This window comes from Sinorhizobium garamanticum, from assembly GCF_029892065.1.
GTDB lineage: Bacteria > Pseudomonadota > Alphaproteobacteria > Rhizobiales > Rhizobiaceae > Sinorhizobium > Sinorhizobium garamanticum.
On sequence record NZ_CP120374.1, the window covers coordinates 812009 to 829021 of the forward strand.

Sequence of the window (17013 nt, forward strand, 5' to 3'; positions counted from 1 at the left end):
TGTTGCCTGTCAGACCATGTTTCCTCGAACGTTAGGTGGCCCGCCCCAAGGACACGTTCCCAATGCGATCTTGGGAGCACAGAACGGGAACAACCTAGCGACGAGCCGCGCATGAGGCTCGTGAAGAACGGCTGCCCTCGACCCCAAGCGGTCATCTGCGGTGCAGGCGATGAACGTCTCAATTGAGCCCATTCCAGACCTTCCGGTGCATGCACAGCAAAGGGCCTTGCGGCGATACAATGCCTCCGACTTCTGCTATGGTGCATTCCTCGGGCATAGGTGGTCTTAACGAACGCCGTCGTGGATCGCAAGCTTGCTGCCATTCTTGCTGCCGATCTGGTGGGCTACTCCGCGCTGATGGAGCGTGACGGCCAAGCAGGCGGCCGAGGCGCGCATGTGGGCCGGGGTCCATTTTCGCTCCGATGTGGTTGCGGGCCAAAAGATCGGTGAGGGTGTGGCCGAGCAGGTCATAACGTTCGCGGTTCCACCGCCAGCGGTGGGCGCGACGCTCGCCTTCGATTGGGGGCTCCTTGGGGCTAAGCACTACGGAGCCCGAGGTTCCGTAGTGCTTAGCCCAGAGCTATCGGAAAAAGGTGGCCGAAGCGCACGGGGAGAGTCGGATTGTCAACCGAGCATGTAGAGCGGCGACTTACGGCTATTCTAGCGGCCGACATCGCCGGCTACAGCCGGCTAATGGGCAACGACGAGGAAGGTACGCTCGCCCAGCTTAAGGCGCTTCGGCATGCTCTGGTCGACCGAAAGATCAACGAACACCACGGGCGGATTGTCAAGACCACCGGCGATGGGATGCTGGTCGAGTTCGCGAGTGTGGTCGAGGCCGTGCGCTGCGCCGTCGAGATCCAGCGCGGCATGGCGGAACGAAATGTCGCCGCGCCGGCAGGACAACGTATCGAGTTCCGCGTCGGCATTAATGTCGGTGACATCATCATCGAGGGTGACGACATTTTCGGGGACGGCGTCAACGTGGCGGCTCGCTTGGAGGGTCTCGCGGAGCCTGGCGGCATCTGCGTGTCGGGCCGCGTGCAGGAAGACGCGCAAGGCAGGCTTGACATTGCCTTTGAGGATATCGGCGAACAGAAGCTGAAGAACATCGCTCGGCCGGTGCGCGTATTTCGCGTGCGGCTCGACGCCACGGCCGCTCCAGCGCGCACCCGCCGGCGCCGTGGATTGTTCGCCGCTCTGGCTCTGATGATTTTGCTTACTGTAGGCGCGCTGTGGACCGGTTTTGGCTCCGAGTGGAAATTTCTCAGCAATCTGCGCCTTGGCGATCAATTCACAAAAAGTGCTGAAGTCGGCATGAAACCCGCGATCGCCATTCTCCCGTTCCTGAACCACAGCGACGATTCGGCTCGTGAGTATTTCGTGGATGGATTGACGCAGGATATCATCAACGCACTGGGTCGGTTCTCCGCGCTGACCGTGATGTCGTGGAACGCTGTAGCCCCCTACAAGGGAAAGCCTGCAAGCCCCGAGGATATTGGCCGCGGTCTCGCTGTTAGCTATCTGGTAGAAGGCAGCGTCCGCCAGACCGGCGACCGTGTACGGGTCATCGCGCAACTCGTCGACACAAGGCAGGGACGAGTGCTTTGGTCTGCACGCTTCGAGGAGGCGCTGGCGGACGTGTTTGCGCTGCAGGACATCATTGTCACTGACATTGTCAGAGTCCTAGCGATACGTGTGACGCAGATCGAACAAAATCGAGTGTTCGCAAAGCCAACCGAAAATCTCGCAGCCTATGACTACGTGCTCCGCGCTAGGCCGGCATTGCAGCGCCCGACGCGGGCAAACAATGTGGAGGCGCGCAGCCTGCTCAAACGCGCCATCGAGCTTGACCCGAACTACGCTGCGGCCTATGCGGCACTCGCCGAAACCTATCACCTTGCCAGCTCGATGGGCTGGGCGGAGTCGCCAACCGCTTTCCTGAGCCGTGCCGAGGAATTGGCAATCAAGGCGCTGAGACTTGACGATTCCGACGTGCGCGCGCGCATCACTCTCGCCCACATCCACCTCTTTCGTCAGAGATACAACCAGGCAGAGGTTGAGATCGAGCGCGCCATTGCGATCAATCCGAACGATGCTCACGGCCTCGCCGGGCGCGGCACCATCCTGTTGTGGCTAGGACAGACGGATGCGGCGATCGAGGCCTTGGAGCAGGCGCAGCGTATCGACCCCGATCTCAATGCGATCGATCGCTTTGCGCTGAGCCTGGCCTACTATCTGAAACGGCGTTACGACGCGGCGATCGAACAGGCGGAACTTAGTCTTCGAACAACCGCAGGCGCGAACTTCAGCCGTATCCTGCTGGCGGCCGCCTATGCGCAAGACGATCGAGCGGAGGACGCCGCGCGTGTCGTGACGATGATACGCCGCATCGACCCAACCTTCGATCCGCAGGAGTTTGGAAACAAGTTTCTAAGCTCTGGCGATCTCGAACATCTGCGCGACGGATTCCGCAAGGCCGGCCTCTACCCCGTCTCTGGCGACCTGCCACCGGCCGAGAGAATGAACCGCTAATGTGAGTGAATTAGCGCGCGGTTCTCGTTGGCCTTCGCGATGTTCGCAGCAAGGCCCTGCTGGAAGAGCGCGGGTCCCATCGGGGCCGGCTTGCCGAAAATATAAAGCTTGCCGTCGCTGATCAGCCAGTTCTCTGGGTTGGCCTCGGTTAGCTCGCCCTCGGCCAGCGCCATCGCACAATAGTTTCCGAACTGCGGCGCGTAGCGAACAGGATCGGCCTTAAAAAGCTCGCGATGCTCGGCATTCGCGAAGAGATAGCGCTGCTCGTCCCATTCATACTCGATCTCCGGCAGCCCGCGCGTGGGGCTTCCGGTGGTGAAATAGGCGACCGGGTCATAACCCTTGATCGCCAGCGGAACCGCTTCCGTGGCAAAAGTGGGCATCGAGGTCGCAAACAGGGCAGCTGCGACCGCCAGAACAAGGCGAACGGCATTTCGCCGAGAGACATTGTGCATGGCGAATTCCCTGATTTGACCGTCCCGGGCCGCTACCAGCCCCGCGGCAAGCGAAGCCGTCTGCGTCATTCCGTTCGGGTACTAATTATCGCTCTTGTAGCGCTCGGCCGCAACACGTTTCGGAGATTTTCGGAGTTCGAGTGTGGTGAGGCCGGCGCCCATTGCAGGGGCGCCGGGCTCCATTCTTCGTCTGCCTAGTCCGCATCGCGGTCATTCGTGCTCATCGCATTGAGGGACCGCTTCCCACCCGCCTGCGAGCTTCGCTTCGCGCAGGACTAGGCCCTGTAGTGGGACGCTGCCATGGAAATTCTGGTTCTTACCTCGCGTGATACGGGCCGCTCCATATTATAGCGAAAGGCTGGAAGAAGAAGGTCACAGGAACCCGACGCCGCGGCGACGAGCCTATGAGGGGGTAGGCGTCATCAGTAAGGTGCAACGAAAGCCGGTCGGGGTCTATACCTATCCGCCAGCTTCCGGGTGCCGGCCCGGCTCAGCCACACTCCTCGCCGAGGTTTCGTCTTCCGTTGCCGTCCGAATCTTGCTCAGAATGTGCTCGGACATGCCGCGGGCGATCTCCCGTTCGCCCATGATGATCACGCTGGCGCCGCACTTCTTGAGGTAGGTCACCTCGGCATCGGAGTGGGCGCGGGCGATGATCTCAAGTGCCGGGCAAACCGCATGCGCCTGTTCGATTAGATTGCCGCTCTCGAACGGATTCGGAATAGCGCTGATCAGCCATCGGGCTGCGGCAATGTTGGCGACCTCAAGCAGCCCCGGCTCAGCGGCATTGCCGGCGATCACTTCGATCTTACGAGTGCGCAATTGATCGACCGTCGCCTGCCGTTCCTCGATCACGAGATACGGTACATCCGCTTTTTCCAACGTCTCGGCCACCAGACTTCCGACTCGCCCATGACCAACCAGCACGGCGTGCCCCGTTAGTTTGGTGACCGGCTGTTGGGTGTGCTCAGGCGCATCCATTCGCGGTGCGGTCCTGGCTTGTTCCCTCACTTCGATCCGAGACGTCAGCCGATCGCAGGCCGCGAACGCCAACGGGTTCACGAGTATGGACAGTATCGCACCGGCAAGAATGAGGTCACGGCCGGCTTCGGGCAGAAGTCCATGTTCAACCCCAAGGCCTGCCAGGATGAAGGAAAACTCGCCGATTTGTGAGAGGCTGGCGCCCAACATGAGTGCCACTTGAACGGAACGGCGGAAAATGAGTGCCACGCCCGCTACCGTCGCGGCGTTGCCAACGACAATGATGCCCAGAACCGTGCCCACGAGCAGCGGTTCTCGCAGAAGGATCATGGGATCAAACAACATGCCCACCGAAACGAAGAACAAGACAGCGAATGCGTCTCGGAGTGGCAGCGTCTCCTGGGCAGCCCGTTGGCTGAGCTGCGATTCCGCCAATATTAGTCCTGCGAAGAATGCACCAAGGGCGAACGAGACGTCAAAAAGCGTGGCAGCGCCGAAGGCGACGCCAAGCGCTATTGCTAGGACGGCCAGCCGGAAAAGCTCGCGCGAACCGGTATGGGCAACGTAGTGAAGCACCCACGGAACCACGCGCCGGCCGACGACCAACATGACGGCGAAAAAGGCAGCGAACTTGCCGAGGGTAAATGCGAGGGCACCTGCAATGGCGTCCGCTTCGAGAACGACAAACATATCGTTGTCGTTCGTGATTGTTCCGTCGCTCTCTCCTCCTCCGACAGCAGCAAAGGCCGGTAGCAGGATGAGCGTTAGGATCACCGCAAGATCCTGCACGATGAGCCACCCGAGAGCGATGCGGGCTTGTTCTGTTGAGAGCAGGCGCTTTTCTTGCAGCGTTCGGAGGACAACGACCGTGCTCGCGACCGACAGCGCAAGCCCGAAAACAACTCCCGATCTCGCGGGCCAGCCGATGATCTGGGCCAACCCGAGCCCAAGCGCCGTGACAATCGTCATCTGGCAGACAGCGCCGACGAAAGCGATTGATCTGACCGGTAGGAGGTCGGCGAGTGAGAATTGAAGACCGATGCCGAACAGCAGCAGAATCACGCCGAGTTCCGCGAGCTGGCGTGTCAGAGCCTGGTCCGCGACGAAGCCTGGGGTAAACGGACCGATCAAGACGCCAGCGAGGAGATAGCCAACCAGCGGCGACAAGCGAAGCCTGTTCGCCAGCGTGCCGAGCACGAAAGAGAGCCCGATTCCGGCAACGATAGTGGCGATAAGCGGCGTCTGAGGCATGTGTCACTCGATTGCTTTCAGCTTGGAGCCGGCAGTAGGAACCATTTTGTGTACCAACGAACTCAGCGCCATAGTGATTTGTCGTAGGGCTTTCGCGCAGCCCTGCGAGGCAGCCGACATCCGTTCCCTTCAAGCGCAGAAATATCCACCGTGAAGAGACGCTTCGGCTACCGACGCTTCTCCGACGGCCGAGCCGGAGTCTCGCTGGGCCGGCCTGCCGGAAAGGAGGACTAGCCAGAACGGCCCAAACCTAGCCTACGCATTTCCCGATAAACCGTGGAGCGGCCGAGCCCCAATTGCTTTGCAGCTTCGGTCGGCGACACATTGGCCTTGATCAGCTTCATCGCCGCTTCTACCTTCTGCAGGTCAGGCGGCCGACGACCAGGCCGTTTGCCCAGCGCCCGTGCGGCGGCGATGCCGTCCTTCGTTCGCTCTGAGATCAGCCGCCGCTCGAAATGTGCAATGGCTCCGAACACGTGGAAGACAAGCTCGCCGGCAGCCGAAGAAGTATCGATCTTCTCCTCAAGACTAAGAAGGTCGATCTGTCGCTCCCGCAGCATCTTCACCGTTTCCAACAACTCCGCAAGTGACCGCCCGAGTCGGTCGAGCCGCACGACCGCGAGGGTGTCGCCGGCGCGGGCATAGTCTAGTAGTTCAGCGAGACCTGGCCGGTCCATGCTCTTTCCGGATTTGACGTCCGTGAAGACCCTGATGGTTCCAGCCTGCTCAAGACGCAGGGTCTGGCCGGTGACGTCCTGATCGCCGGTCGAAACCCGGGCATAGCCGAGAACGGCCCCCATACTCCTGTCTCCGAAACGGCCGTTCTGTGGACAACCGAGATTAAGCGTGCCGCACGGCTTCGATTCCATCCACAGAATATGTCTCTTTATTCCAGTCTGTCCATGAACGTGTGAAGCCTTTGATGGAAGCTCGGAGGACCGCCAATGCGCAAGCACGAACTGCTGAGCGAAGCCGAGCGGGAACAACTGCTGGCGATCCCGATCGAGCGCGATGACCACCCGGCTCTACACTCTTGAGCCGAACGACATCGACCAGATCCGACTGCGGCGGGATGTGTTCCGGCGTGTAAATCTTGGATGCCGATAAGGGGCGAATATTCCACGCCGATTGACACCGATCTGTCCACGATGCTTGTGTTTCGGAAGACCATTGGTTCGCCCGCCTCATAATCGTTGAGCGGTGAGCCCCATCAGCTACTTGATGATATCGAGCAGAAACTCCAACTCGCGATTGCGACGCGTGCTCAAGGTTTCCATACGATCGCGGACCCGGCCAGGCTCCACCGAGTGTTCCAGGTGATACACTCTGCGATCTTCTTAGCCCAGAACGTGAACATCCTCGCAACAAGCCGTGCACAGGGCTCGTGAAGAACGGCTCCCTTCGACCCATTGCGGCAGTTCACCCCTTCGGGCCTTAGGACTGAATCGCCCCAAAAAGCGGCCATTCGCGACGCATCAGCGGTGACAAGGCAACCCACTCTTTCGGGAAATAGGGGCCGCGAGCGAGATGCCGTCCAGGAAAAGTCATCACGTTCTGGCCGCTGGCCGCGGCAGGCCGGATACGAGCGCCAACCAGGCAACGAGTGCGGCATACTTCTGATCCTGTTGCCACGGCGGGCCGACCGAGCGGCCCAAATCGGCGAGGCGGCGCAACAGGTCAGCTTCAGATGAGCCCAGGTCGATGGCGGCGCGTGCCACGAGCTCAGACTCCCTGATGCCAGTAACCGTCAGGCCGCACGCCGTAGCGGCGGCGCGCACTGCATTGCGGAAGAACTCGCCTTCGGCGGCGTGGATCAGCGTATGCGATGCCAGGGTCGCTTCGAGCCCCGGCAGGGGCCGTCCCGATCCGACGAGCACGCCGCAACCGACGACCACGTAACCACTTTGCCTCAGGCGGTCGATCGCGGTGCGCAGCGCCCTTTGGGCGAACCGCTCGGACGAATGCTCGCAATGCTGGATGATGCTCCGCGCCTTCTCGAGAGGCAGCCCCTCGGCCGCATGGTAGGGCTGCCTGGAGCCAGGAACCGCCGGATCCGCGATCTCGATTCGGCGTCGGTCCGCGATCACCGGCGTGTCAGGCGAGCCGGCGACGGCAACCAGCGCCGCCCAGCCAGAATGGACGCGGAAACCCAGCGCCGCGCACGGCATCGCTCTGGCTCCTTGTAAGGCCCGACCTCGACCGCGTGGCTCGGCTTCGCTGCCCACGGTCGGCGTGATTCGACCAACACTCAGCCAACAATATATGCTCGCCTTTTTTCAAAGCAGTAATAATTCCATCCCCGGCTGCCTACGACCGCCTTCCATATCCGTTCGGCTGACGCATCGCCCAATCGATCCCCTGCCAGCGGATTATTTGCTGCACGAATCGATTCCGGACGTCGCCCGGTCGCTCTGCAAAGTCGTAAAACCACCCATCTGCGAAGACGCGAAGAATCGACCCGTTCCAGAAGTACAGGTTCGGACACCCGATGGTGCAAGTCGGCCCCATTGCCGACTTCCGCTCCCCGGTTTCATTCCGAAATCCGGCAGCAATCCGTTGCCCAAAATGGCGGGTACTCCTCGGCCTCACCTGAAGGACGGAGTTACTCGACCTTCTCCACGAACTGCAGGAACTCGACAGGGGGGTAAAGGTTCAGGGCCTTGGCGACCTTCATGTTCACGAGATAGGCGAATTCCTCCATCGCCAGCACGGGGATGTCGCCAGCGCGCCGGCCTTCCACAAGGATTCGACGTACCTGCTCACCGGCGAGCTTGCCCACGTCGTAGTCGCGCGCGGCGACAGACATCAGCGCCTGCGAGTCCGAAACCATATGTTCGTAAGGCGTGAGCACTGGAATGCCCGCGGCAAGGGCCGCTCCGGTGAAGTGGTCGCTTTCTTTCTCGAGAAAAGCGCTGGAGCCGAGGTAGATGAACTGCACTCCCTTTGATTTCAGCGCTGCGATTCCGGGCTCGATCGACTCCGGGTCCGGGCTGCCATCCGCCAGCATGTCCAGTGGCACGGCGTCGAGGGTGAAGTTCAGCGCACCCGTCAGGCCTTTAACCTCTTCAACCTTACCCACCGAATTCGGCGTCGCCGCCTCATAGAGCATACCCAGGTGGTCGAACGACGGCATATAGCGCCGTATGCTCTTGATATTGACCGTCTCCGGCACTCGGTTGCGCGTGCCCGTGACGTTATCGCGCCCGATCTTCTCGTAGCTCTCGATGATGCCCGAACCCACCGGGTCGGCAACCACGGTGAAGACGATCGGGATTTCGTTCAGGTATTTCGGATCTGTCCTGTCGGCCAATGTGCCGAGGACGCCGAGTGTCGTCTTGGTGCCCCAGGTCAGCACAAGGTCCATTTTCTCGGTCCGCGCCTGCTCGACAAAGCCGGGCAGTCTGGACTGGTCCTGGGCCGCGTCCATTACCACGAAATCCGCATCGATGCCGTTTGTCGCAAGCGAATCCCGCACGCCGCGGCAGACGTCCTCGCAGCCGATCCAGACGACCATACCGATCTTCATCTTCGCCTCGGCGCCCGAGGTCGAGAAGAGGCCAAGGGCTGCGGCGAGTGCCGCCAGACACAGTCTCGAAAGGCTCATTATCCACTCCTCCCTGAAATGGCCGCCTCGCTTCCCGCCAGGCGGAGAATGACAAACAGCCCCGCGCCCGCCAGCGCGGTCATTCCGATGATCGCCGCAGCGCCAGAGTAGCCTGCCGTGTCGGTCATCGACCCGATCACCAGCAGCCCGGTGATGGCTCCGCCGCGTTCGATTACCCTGATGGTTCCGAGCACGGCGCTCATGCCGAGATGCGCCAGAGGGCCTTCCGCCGCATCCATGACCAGCGCAGTCTGCGGCCCGCCGGCCAGGCCGAGCGCAATGCCGGCACCGATCGAAGCGGCGAGCGTCGACCAGGCCGAGGGAAATAGTCCGGCAATGAGCAAGCTCACGCCTGTCAAGATCGAGCACGTCGTAAGCAGCAGGCTCGGCGCGGCGAGCCAGGCGGGCAGCCGTACCTCGGCATAACCGCCGAGTATCAGTGCCAGAAAGAAGAACATCATGACGCGCGCGATTTCGGAAATCGATGCGCCCAGAGCGTCCATCTGCAGCGCCAGCAAGTAGGAGATAAAGACGTGGTCGACGATCGCCAGCGGGATCACGCTGCCGAGTGCCACCGCAGCGAAGATCGGGCTGCGCATCGGCGCCAGGATATTGAACGAGAGCTTGTCCTCCGCCTCGCTGCTTTGTTCAGCATGTGGCGTCGACCCGCCGACCGGCAGCATCCGCCAGATCAACAAGGCCGAGACGACGGACAGGATCGCGCAGACGACGAAGACCGGTCGCTGGCCCAAACGGTCGGCGAGAATCCCACCGAGTGCGGTCGCCGCGAAGACGCCGCTGAAAAGGGTCGCCCGGAAGAGGCTGATCGAACGCGATCTTGCCTCCTTCGGCAACATGTCGAGCGCGTAGTCCTGGCAGGCGAGTGAGGCGAGCGCAAAGGCGAGGCCATTGACCCCATGGCAGACAATCACTTCGACGATGTTGCCGGCGAGGTAGAGCCCGAACTTTGCGAAGAAGGTCGCCAGTGCTGCAGCGATGAACAGTCGGCGATAGCCTATTCGTCGGCCGAATGGTCGCGCGAGCGGTGCACCCAGAAGGGCGGCGCCGAGATAGGCCGCCAGTGGAAGACCGATCACCACCCCCTCGCCGAGCGAGGGGAAAGGGTTAGCCTGCGCTCTGGCATAGAGTGAAAAGAAAGAAAGAGGCAATTCGTCCGCCATTGCAAACAGGAATAGCGGCAGGCGCACGTCGGTCAGGCTGCAGAACCGCATCACTGCCGGCCGGCGCCCCGAAATCCGGAACCCGGGTTCGAGTGCGACCACCTGCGATCTATCCGAACCATCGGCGCCCCTGAGGGTGGGTGCCGCAGCCAGCACGTTCAGCCGTTCCGCCCGTTCGGAAAGCAGGTTTCCAAGCCTCTCGACAACGTTGCGACCGGTTGCGACCAGCCGCTTTGAGAAGTCGCCGGCTGCCTGTAGTTCGGCGAGGTGCTGCAGCCGGTCGAGAGGCCCCGTCACCGATCGGCTCATCATCACCACGATCAGTTCGAATGCGAACAGCAGGATCACCAGCACGACGACGCCGAGATCCAGGACGACATCGCGGAACTGGGCAGCGATGTAGTCAAGGTTGGTCTCGGTCACGAGTTCCCCGATCCGCACCCCGTCAACCAAGATCGGGAAGACCGTGCGATCGGCACCACCACCACCAACCTGGGCCTGGCCGACCTCGATCACCGGCCGATCCGTCGACACGGCGAAGTAGGAGATTTCAGGAAAATCAGCCAGCAGATGGTCGAAATACTCTGCCGCTCCAACCAGACCCCCGACCGGAACGCCCGCCTCGACCGTGCGCTGGATGTCGGCGGTCGCGATTGAGCCTATCAATTGGGTGCGCCGGGCAATCTCCGGGCGGAAGGAATCGCTGATGCTGAGATAGGCAAGATAGCCAAGCGTGAGCGCGCTGCCGAGGGTAAGAACGGCAATGACTGGTGTGAGGCGGCGGGCAAAGCTGCGGGTTGCCGCACGCTCGGGAACGCCGACCAGCACCGTCTCGCGCGGACCGGCGGAGGCGTGGGGCGATGCCTCGACTTCTTCGGATCCCAGCGCCTGCAGCGCTCGGCGATACTTCTCCGAAGCGGCGTCCAACTGCTCCTGCAGCTTGGCGAGCGCCAGCGCGATCTGTTCGGGGAGAACCCGGCCGTTGTGCCTGCTCGCAGCCGCAAGAGTTTCGGTCGGGCTTCCGCCAATCGCGGCTAGCGTGCCTTCGAGGCGCCTCAGTCCGCCCCCGACGGCGTCGGCTCGGGCTCGGACCATCAGATAGGCGATGCCGGTGAAGAGCACGAAAAGCCCCGTAGCCCCCACAATGATCTGCTGCGCGACGCTGGTGCTCCGTGCGTCCAGTTCCGACTTCGGATACACCGCGAGAATTCCCCCGACCACCACCCCGTCGTCGTCCAGGATCGAGGTCCCGCTGATCAGGTTGCGGTCGGTCTCAAAGCCCCACCGTCCGGCGACGTCTTTGGCCTGGACGTCGAGTACCTCCTGCGCGACCCGCTCGAGCTCGCCACGACCGCTTTGCTCGATGACAATTCCGGTCGGATTGAAGAGAATGACGTCGCTGATCGCCGCATCGGATGCCCGTGCCCGTTCGAGGAGCGCCAGCTTATTGCGCATCATTGAGACCGGAAGTCCGAGATCAACGACCGAGCGGAACGGGCGCGCAGTTGCCTCCACCGTCACCGCGATACGCTGGCGAATCAGCTGGGAAAGGATGGCATCATGCTGCAGAATGCAGAGGATCGAAAGAACAGCAAGCGTCGCTGCGATGACCCCGATCAGCGCTATCCAAATCCGCACAATCAGAGACACCTGACGCCCCCGCCAATCACGAGTGCCCTTTGTTTTTGACAGAACAACCTAACGCGGATTTCGCGTGCTGTCGATTACGCAGGATAAGTAGATCATTACTTCCAGGGGCTGATGGCACAGCTTCGCTAAATCGCGCCGAACAGTGACCCCAGGCACCAGAAGCTCAAGTGTCTGATCCAGCGGCTCTTTCTGGGACTTTCGGAGGGTCACGATAAGCGCCCTCTGGGATCGCCAGCCAACACCCAATTTCGCAATGAAATCCGCCGATTAATCCTGATTGACGTGGGGTCACTGTTCGGTGCGTTTTCAAAGAAGTTCCCTCAGAAAAGGCAAATAGCTCGCTTGCGAGCCCAGAAAGCTGCTTAAATCATCTCTGCTGACCGCAACGGCTTCAGTGATCTCGTCATTGTCACGAGCTCTAAAAATTGCGCTCAAACTGACCGAGGTCGATATTCAGTCGAACGTGAAAGATCATTCCTACACATGATCGGGGCGTTTCAAAATAGCGCACAGGTGACCGGACTTTACATCAGCCGCACCGACATTGAGTTCTTCTTCGATATCGCTGAGCGCCGAGCGGAAGAGGTCGTTTCCTTCGTTACGGGTCGTTCCGGTTTTGACAGCGAGCCGCCAATCAGATCAATACGTCCGGCGTTTAGCGTGTTGCGTTCGTGCGGCCGAATACGAATTTCTCGTCGTTCGTTTCGATGAATGATGCGACGAAAATGTTGTTCGGACGATAGCTTTCGCCCAAGTCCCTTTCTCCGGGAAACCGGTGCGAAGCGTGAATTTCTTTGACCTCGATGGTCGATAAATCGACATTGAGCGAGGAGCCTGAAGGCTGAAAACCTTCGAGACGGTACAATTCGGCATTCCAGATTTTGCGACCCTTAATAGGGCATACGCGCACCACCCGGGCAAGAAAACAGTGGCAACCGATCGCGGCCGGCACGGACATCGCCGACGAAGCAGGGCCATGCTCGCGAACGTCGTCGTTGACGCCTTCGCTGTCCGGCGAGTTTTGGAGCACCTCAGTTCTTGCGCTCGTTGACATTGCAGGTTAGCGCGTCGCATGGTTCCGTTTAATCGCGACGCGGTACCGCGGGCACAGACGCGGCACCGGCAGCACGCCGGATGGCGTTGACGGCGGCGATATCGCGACGATGTTCTTAGACGACTGTTACTGTGAGTTCCCTCAACCCGTCGACATGGCCCTCAAGGCGGTCGCCACGCTTGACCGGACCGACACCAGCGGGTGTTCCGGTCATGATGATGTCGCCCGGGGCCAGCTGAAAGAGCCCTGAGAGATATGAGATCGCCTCCGGCACCTTCCAGATCATTTGGTTCAGATCGCCGCTCTGGCGCAACTCGCCGTTGACCTTCAACCAGATAGCGCCCGCTTCCAAATGCCCGATCTCGCTTGCCCTGACGATCGGCGATACCGGAGCAGACTTCTCGAACGCCTTGGCGACCTCCCAAGGCCTGCCCATTTTCTTCGCCTCGTTTTGCAGATCGCGCCGGGTCATGTCCAAACCGATTGCGTAGCCGTAAACGTGCGACAGTGCCTGGTCGACCGGGATATTCTCGCCGCCCCTGCCGAGACAAACGACGAGCTCGATCTCGTGATGCACGTCCGATGTCCGGCTCGGATAGGGAAACTCACCATCGAGCACCAGATTGTCCGGATTCTTCTGAAAAAAGAAGGGCGCTTCGCGGTCAGGGTCATGGCCCATCTCTATCGCGTGGTCGGCATAGTTCCGACCCACGCAGTAGACACGTCGGAGTGGGAATAAGTCCAATGTATTCCTAATCGGGAGAGCAGTCACCGCGGCAGGCTTGAAGGCGTAGGACATGGAGGAAATACCCTTTCTTTGCATGAGATTGAGATCGAGTCAGCCGCGGGTTGCGGCGTAGAACTCGACACGACGCTCAAGCCAGGCGAAGGCCTCGGCAAGCGCAAAGGCCAGCGCGAAGAGAACGATGAGAACCGCCCAGAAGTGCTCCATGAGAAACCGCGAGCCATAAAGCCTGAACAGTGCGCCGAAGCCGACGATCGATACTAGAAGCTGACCGATGATGACGCCCTTCACCGAGCGGATAACGCCGAGCCGAATTCCCGCCAGGATCTCCGGGAGCGCCGCCCAAACGTAAATCTGGCGAAACGTCTGCCAACGGCCGGCGCCGAAGCTTGCAGCCATTTCAATGAGCGAAGGGGAGATCGAGCGTACGCCCGCCCGCGTGTCGAGCACGATGATCCAGATGGCAAAGAGGACGACCGTGAGGATGATCGTCGTCTGGCCAAGCCCGAAAAGCACCATGATCACCGGGACCAGGGCTGTCAGGGGCGCCGAGAGAAAAAGGTTGACCCAAGGCAGAAAAATTCGGTCGGCCACAACCGAGCTCCCCATCAGGATGCCGAGCGGCACGCCTACCAGGATCGCGATCAGGTTACCGGCTACAAAGGCGGACGCCGTCACTCCGAAGGCTGAAAGAAACGTCTCCGTCGGCACAATCTCGAGGGCTCGCAAGACGACGCGGGAGAGCGGCGGCAGCAGGATCGTGAGCTTGAGCTGACCGACGATTTCCCAAAGGAGCCCCCAGAGGAGGAGAGAACCGGTCATGGGAATGCTATGCCCGAAGACGATCATGGCGCGCCTCACTCGATATAGGTCTTCAGCGACTGCCAGATGGCATCCACCGTGTCGAGATAGGCCGGGTGGCGCCGGATTGCGTCTGGATCGCCGCCACGCTCAATCGCCGGCTCGATGATCTGGGCGATCCTGCCCGGTCGCGCCGACAGGAGCACGATCCGGTCGGAGACATAGACCGCTTCCTCGATGGAATGCGTAACGAAGATAAAGGTCCTTTTCTCCCTGGCGATGAGGGTAAGAAGATCCTCCTGGAATTTTCGCCGGGTCTGTTCGTCAACGGCCGAGAAGGGCTCGTCCATCAGCAGAACATCCGCGTTCACTGCCAGTGCCCGCGCGAGGCCGACGCGCTGGCGCATCCCGCCCGAAAGCTCGTGCGGATAGCGCGCTTCGAAGCCGGCGAGGCCGACCTGGGAGATATAGCTTCGGGCGATCTCCTCGCGTTCGCTTTTTGCGATCCCACGCATTTCGAGCCCGAAGGCGACGTTGCGCAGCACATTTGCCCAAGGCATCAAAGCGAAGTCCTGGAAGACAAAGGCGCGTTCCGGCCCGGGACCGGCTACGGGTCGATCATTGACAAGCACTTCGCCTGAGGTTGCCGGCAGAAGCCCCGCTATGATCTTGAGCAGCGTCGTCTTTCCACACCCGGACGGTCCCAGCAGGGAAGTGAGCTGGCCACGAGGAAAGTCGACGTTGATGTTCTCGAGCGCGGTGACCACGCCCGCATAGACTTTGCCGACATTGCGAACGCTGACCGCGCAATCAGTGACCGGGGAAGGGTCGGTAAAGAACTGATGTGCCAGCGCGGTCATGAGACGGCTCGCTTTTCCGGCCTGAAGATCATGACCTCGACGCGACCGAGCACCTCGATGAAGAGCACGGAGAACGCGATGATGGAAAGGATCGCCGCATACATCGTCGGATAATCGGCAATGGAGCGGCTATAGGTGATCAGATCACCGACGCCAGTCGGCGTAATCAGTAGCTCGGCCAGCACGGCACCGATGAAGCCCGAAGCGCAGCCAAGACGCAGGCCCGCGAAGATGACGGGGCTTGCCGCCGGCAGAATGATCCGGGTGATTACCTTACGCCGGGTTGCCAGAAAGGATTCGCCCATCTCGATGAGTGATTTCGGGGTATGGCGGACCGCGGCAAAGGAATTCAGTACGATGACCGGCATCGCCATTATACAGACGACGATCGTCTTCGACGTAAGGCCGATGCCGTACGCGAAGACGATCAGGGGGATAAGGGCAGCCAGCGGGGCCGACTGCGCCACAACGAAAATCGGCGACGCGAGCCATTCGGTCTTCGGACTGAGGCCCATAGCGACACCGAGACCCACGCCGAGGACCACCGAGATTACCAGTCCGAGCGCAAGCGGCTGAAGCGTCACGGCGAACGCCCCAACGAGCGAACCGTCCGCGCTTATCGACCACAAGGCGGCCATCGTTTCGCTAAAGGTCGGGAAGGCGGGACTGATCGGAACCAGCCCGGCCCACTCCCAAGCGCCGCTAAGAACGGCCGCCGAGAGAAAGCTCAGCGTGAGGTGATGTGTGGCGAAGGAAGCGAGCGCGTTTGGGCGTTTGTCCCGTAGCGCTTTCCCCGAAGCCCGAAAGGGAACGACACGAGAGAACCGAAAGCCCTGAGGCTCGGCCCCGATCCCCAAGCGATGCTCAGCCACCGATCTTCGCCTTTGCCGCTTTGATCGGGCCGAAGTCCCAGAATTCCTCAATCTTCAGATTCTCGGCCGGTCCTTCGAGTTGTCCCGAAGAAGTGTAGAAGACAAAGTCATCCTTGGCGATCTTCTCGCTTGCTCCCTCCGGGTTCCAAAGTCCCGCTTCGACCCCCTCCTTGTAGTAGCTGTCGACCTCGGCAAGCACCTCCGCCGGCTGATCGGAGAGGAGCTTTCTAGCCGCTCTTTCTTTTTCGACGACGGTTGGATCCGCATTCATTTCCCGCCAGAGCGTGAGAAGCTCTTGCGTCAGGATGGTCGCTGACTCTGAATGATCCTTTATCCATTTCTCATTTGCGAACAGGATTTCGTCGGAAACCTTCTCCTCAATGCCGGGAAGAACGTGGAAGCGGTCGGGTGCCTGCTTGAGAAGCAGGTTCTTGTTCGACAGATCGACGATTGTCGCCTTGATGGTTCCGTTCAGCATGGCGACGACCCGGTTTTCCGAACCCGGCACATAGGAGCGCTGCCCGAATTCGATCCCCTCTCTCGCCGCGATCACGTTTCCATAGGCTTCGGTGGCTGTTCCGCGGGCGTGAAAGGTGAAGGGCTGCCCATCAAGATCCTTCCAGGTTTTGTACTCGGTCGAGACCACCGGGAAGAAGACGAGGGTGGAAACCTGGAAGATGTTCCGCAACGGCACCTTCGTCTTCTGAATGATGGAATAGGGTGTGCCGATACCGACATCCGCCTGACCGCCGACGATCGCCTGGATCGCCAACTCCTCTTCTGCAAAGGAGGTCAGTTCGTAGTCGAGGCCCTTTTCCCTGGCGCGCTCGAGCGCGATCAGGAAGGCGAGAGTCTCGACTGAAACGACGTCACCGAGCGCGACGCGAACCCTTTCCTGCGCCGCGGCAGTCTCAAGGCCGCCGAGGCTGATCACCGTGACAGCGCCGGCAACGACGGCGCCCGCTATCCTGCTCCACAGTGTCATCGGTTCCTCCCGTTTATTTCATTCCCAGCACTGTGTGCC

Annotated in this window: 13 protein-coding genes; 1 reads left to right on the forward strand and 12 read right to left on the reverse strand. The window is 60.8% G+C overall.

Going from position 1 to position 17013, the window contains the following annotated elements:
• Positions 1–621 precede the first annotated feature (621 nt).
• Entirely contained in the window at positions 622–2535 is a 1914-nt protein-coding gene (locus tag PZN02_RS23775) for an adenylate/guanylate cyclase domain-containing protein (RefSeq protein ID WP_280663093.1), read from the forward strand.
• Here the strand turns inward: PZN02_RS23775 and PZN02_RS23780 are convergent.
• The 12 genes from PZN02_RS23780 to PZN02_RS23835 form a co-directional block, all read right to left on the reverse strand.
• Positions 2532–2990, reverse strand: coding sequence for a YHS domain-containing (seleno)protein (locus PZN02_RS23780; protein WP_280663094.1), 459 nt, complete (start codon positions 2988–2990; stop codon positions 2532–2534). The two genes, PZN02_RS23775 and PZN02_RS23780, sit on opposite strands and share 4 nt — an antisense overlap.
• Positions 2991–3449: 459 nt before the next feature.
• The gene (locus PZN02_RS23785; RefSeq protein WP_280663095.1) at positions 3450–5222 is read right to left on the reverse strand and encodes a cation:proton antiporter domain-containing protein; all 1773 of its coding nucleotides are present in this window, start codon (positions 5220–5222) and stop codon (positions 3450–3452) included.
• 230 nt (positions 5223–5452) lie between these two features.
• On the reverse strand, positions 5453–6022 hold the full coding sequence (locus tag PZN02_RS23790) for a recombinase family protein (RefSeq protein WP_280663096.1): 570 nt from the start codon (positions 6020–6022) through the stop codon (positions 5453–5455).
• Between the two features lie 747 nt (positions 6023–6769).
• Positions 6770–7390: a hypothetical protein gene (locus PZN02_RS23795; RefSeq protein WP_280663097.1), complete on the reverse strand. Its 621-nt coding sequence runs from the start codon at positions 7388–7390 to the stop codon at positions 6770–6772.
• A 434-nt stretch (positions 7391–7824) separates the two neighbouring features.
• Complete coding sequence (locus tag PZN02_RS23800) at positions 7825–8826, reverse strand: ABC transporter substrate-binding protein (protein ID WP_280663098.1); 1002 nt, start codon at positions 8824–8826, stop codon at positions 7825–7827.
• Positions 8826–11657 carry an MFS transporter gene (locus PZN02_RS23805; RefSeq protein WP_280663099.1) on the reverse strand — a complete coding sequence of 944 codons (2832 nt, stop codon included), beginning with the start codon at positions 11655–11657 and terminating at the stop codon, positions 8826–8828. The genes PZN02_RS23800 and PZN02_RS23805 overlap by 1 nt, the downstream gene beginning before the upstream one ends.
• Positions 11658–12312: 655 nt before the next feature.
• Positions 12313–12687, reverse strand: coding sequence for a hypothetical protein (locus PZN02_RS23810; RefSeq protein WP_280663100.1), 375 nt, complete (start codon positions 12685–12687; stop codon positions 12313–12315).
• A 139-nt stretch (positions 12688–12826) separates the two neighbouring features.
• Complete coding sequence (locus tag PZN02_RS23815; protein ID WP_280663101.1) at positions 12827–13510, reverse strand: fumarylacetoacetate hydrolase family protein; 684 nt, start codon at positions 13508–13510, stop codon at positions 12827–12829.
• Between the two features lie 39 nt (positions 13511–13549).
• Positions 13550–14278, reverse strand: a complete 729-nt coding sequence (locus tag PZN02_RS23820; RefSeq protein ID WP_342394728.1) for an ABC transporter permease — start codon at positions 14276–14278, stop codon at positions 13550–13552.
• Between the two features lie 35 nt (positions 14279–14313).
• Positions 14314–15117, reverse strand: coding sequence for an ABC transporter ATP-binding protein (locus PZN02_RS23825; protein ID WP_280663103.1), 804 nt, complete (start codon positions 15115–15117; stop codon positions 14314–14316).
• A complete protein-coding gene (locus PZN02_RS23830) occupies positions 15114–15989 on the reverse strand; it encodes an ABC transporter permease (RefSeq protein ID WP_280663104.1) in 876 nt (291 codons plus the stop codon). The genes PZN02_RS23825 and PZN02_RS23830 overlap by 4 nt, the downstream gene beginning before the upstream one ends.
• Positions 15982–16974: an ABC transporter substrate-binding protein gene (locus PZN02_RS23835; RefSeq protein ID WP_280663105.1), complete on the reverse strand. Its 993-nt coding sequence runs from the start codon at positions 16972–16974 to the stop codon at positions 15982–15984. Before PZN02_RS23835 ends, PZN02_RS23830 begins: the two co-directional genes overlap by 8 nt.
• Between the last annotated feature and the right edge of the window lie 39 nt (positions 16975–17013).

Excerpts from the sequence above, each read along its gene's own strand:
- PZN02_RS23835 (WP_280663105.1), bottom strand. The coding sequence starts at position 16,974 with ATGACACTGTGGAGCAGGATAGCGGGCGCCGTCGTTGCCGGCGCTGTC.
- PZN02_RS23815 (WP_280663101.1), bottom strand. The coding sequence starts at position 13,510 with ATGTCCTACGCCTTCAAGCCTGCCGCGGTGACTGCTCTCCCGATTAGG.
- PZN02_RS23795 (WP_280663097.1), bottom strand. The coding sequence starts at position 7,390 with ATGCCGTGCGCGGCGCTGGGTTTCCGCGTCCATTCTGGCTGGGCGGCG.
- PZN02_RS23780 (WP_280663094.1), bottom strand. The coding sequence starts at position 2,990 with ATGCACAATGTCTCTCGGCGAAATGCCGTTCGCCTTGTTCTGGCGGTC.
- PZN02_RS23790 (WP_280663096.1), bottom strand. The coding sequence starts at position 6,022 with ATGGGGGCCGTTCTCGGCTATGCCCGGGTTTCGACCGGCGATCAGGAC.
- PZN02_RS23800 (WP_280663098.1), bottom strand. The coding sequence starts at position 8,826 with ATGAGCCTTTCGAGACTGTGTCTGGCGGCACTCGCCGCAGCCCTTGGC.
- PZN02_RS23825 (WP_280663103.1), bottom strand. The coding sequence starts at position 15,117 with ATGACCGCGCTGGCACATCAGTTCTTTACCGACCCTTCCCCGGTCACT.
- PZN02_RS23820 (WP_342394728.1), bottom strand. The coding sequence starts at position 14,278 with ATGACCGGTTCTCTCCTCCTCTGGGGGCTCCTTTGGGAAATCGTCGGT.
- PZN02_RS23785 (WP_280663095.1), bottom strand. The coding sequence starts at position 5,222 with ATGCCTCAGACGCCGCTTATCGCCACTATCGTTGCCGGAATCGGGCTC.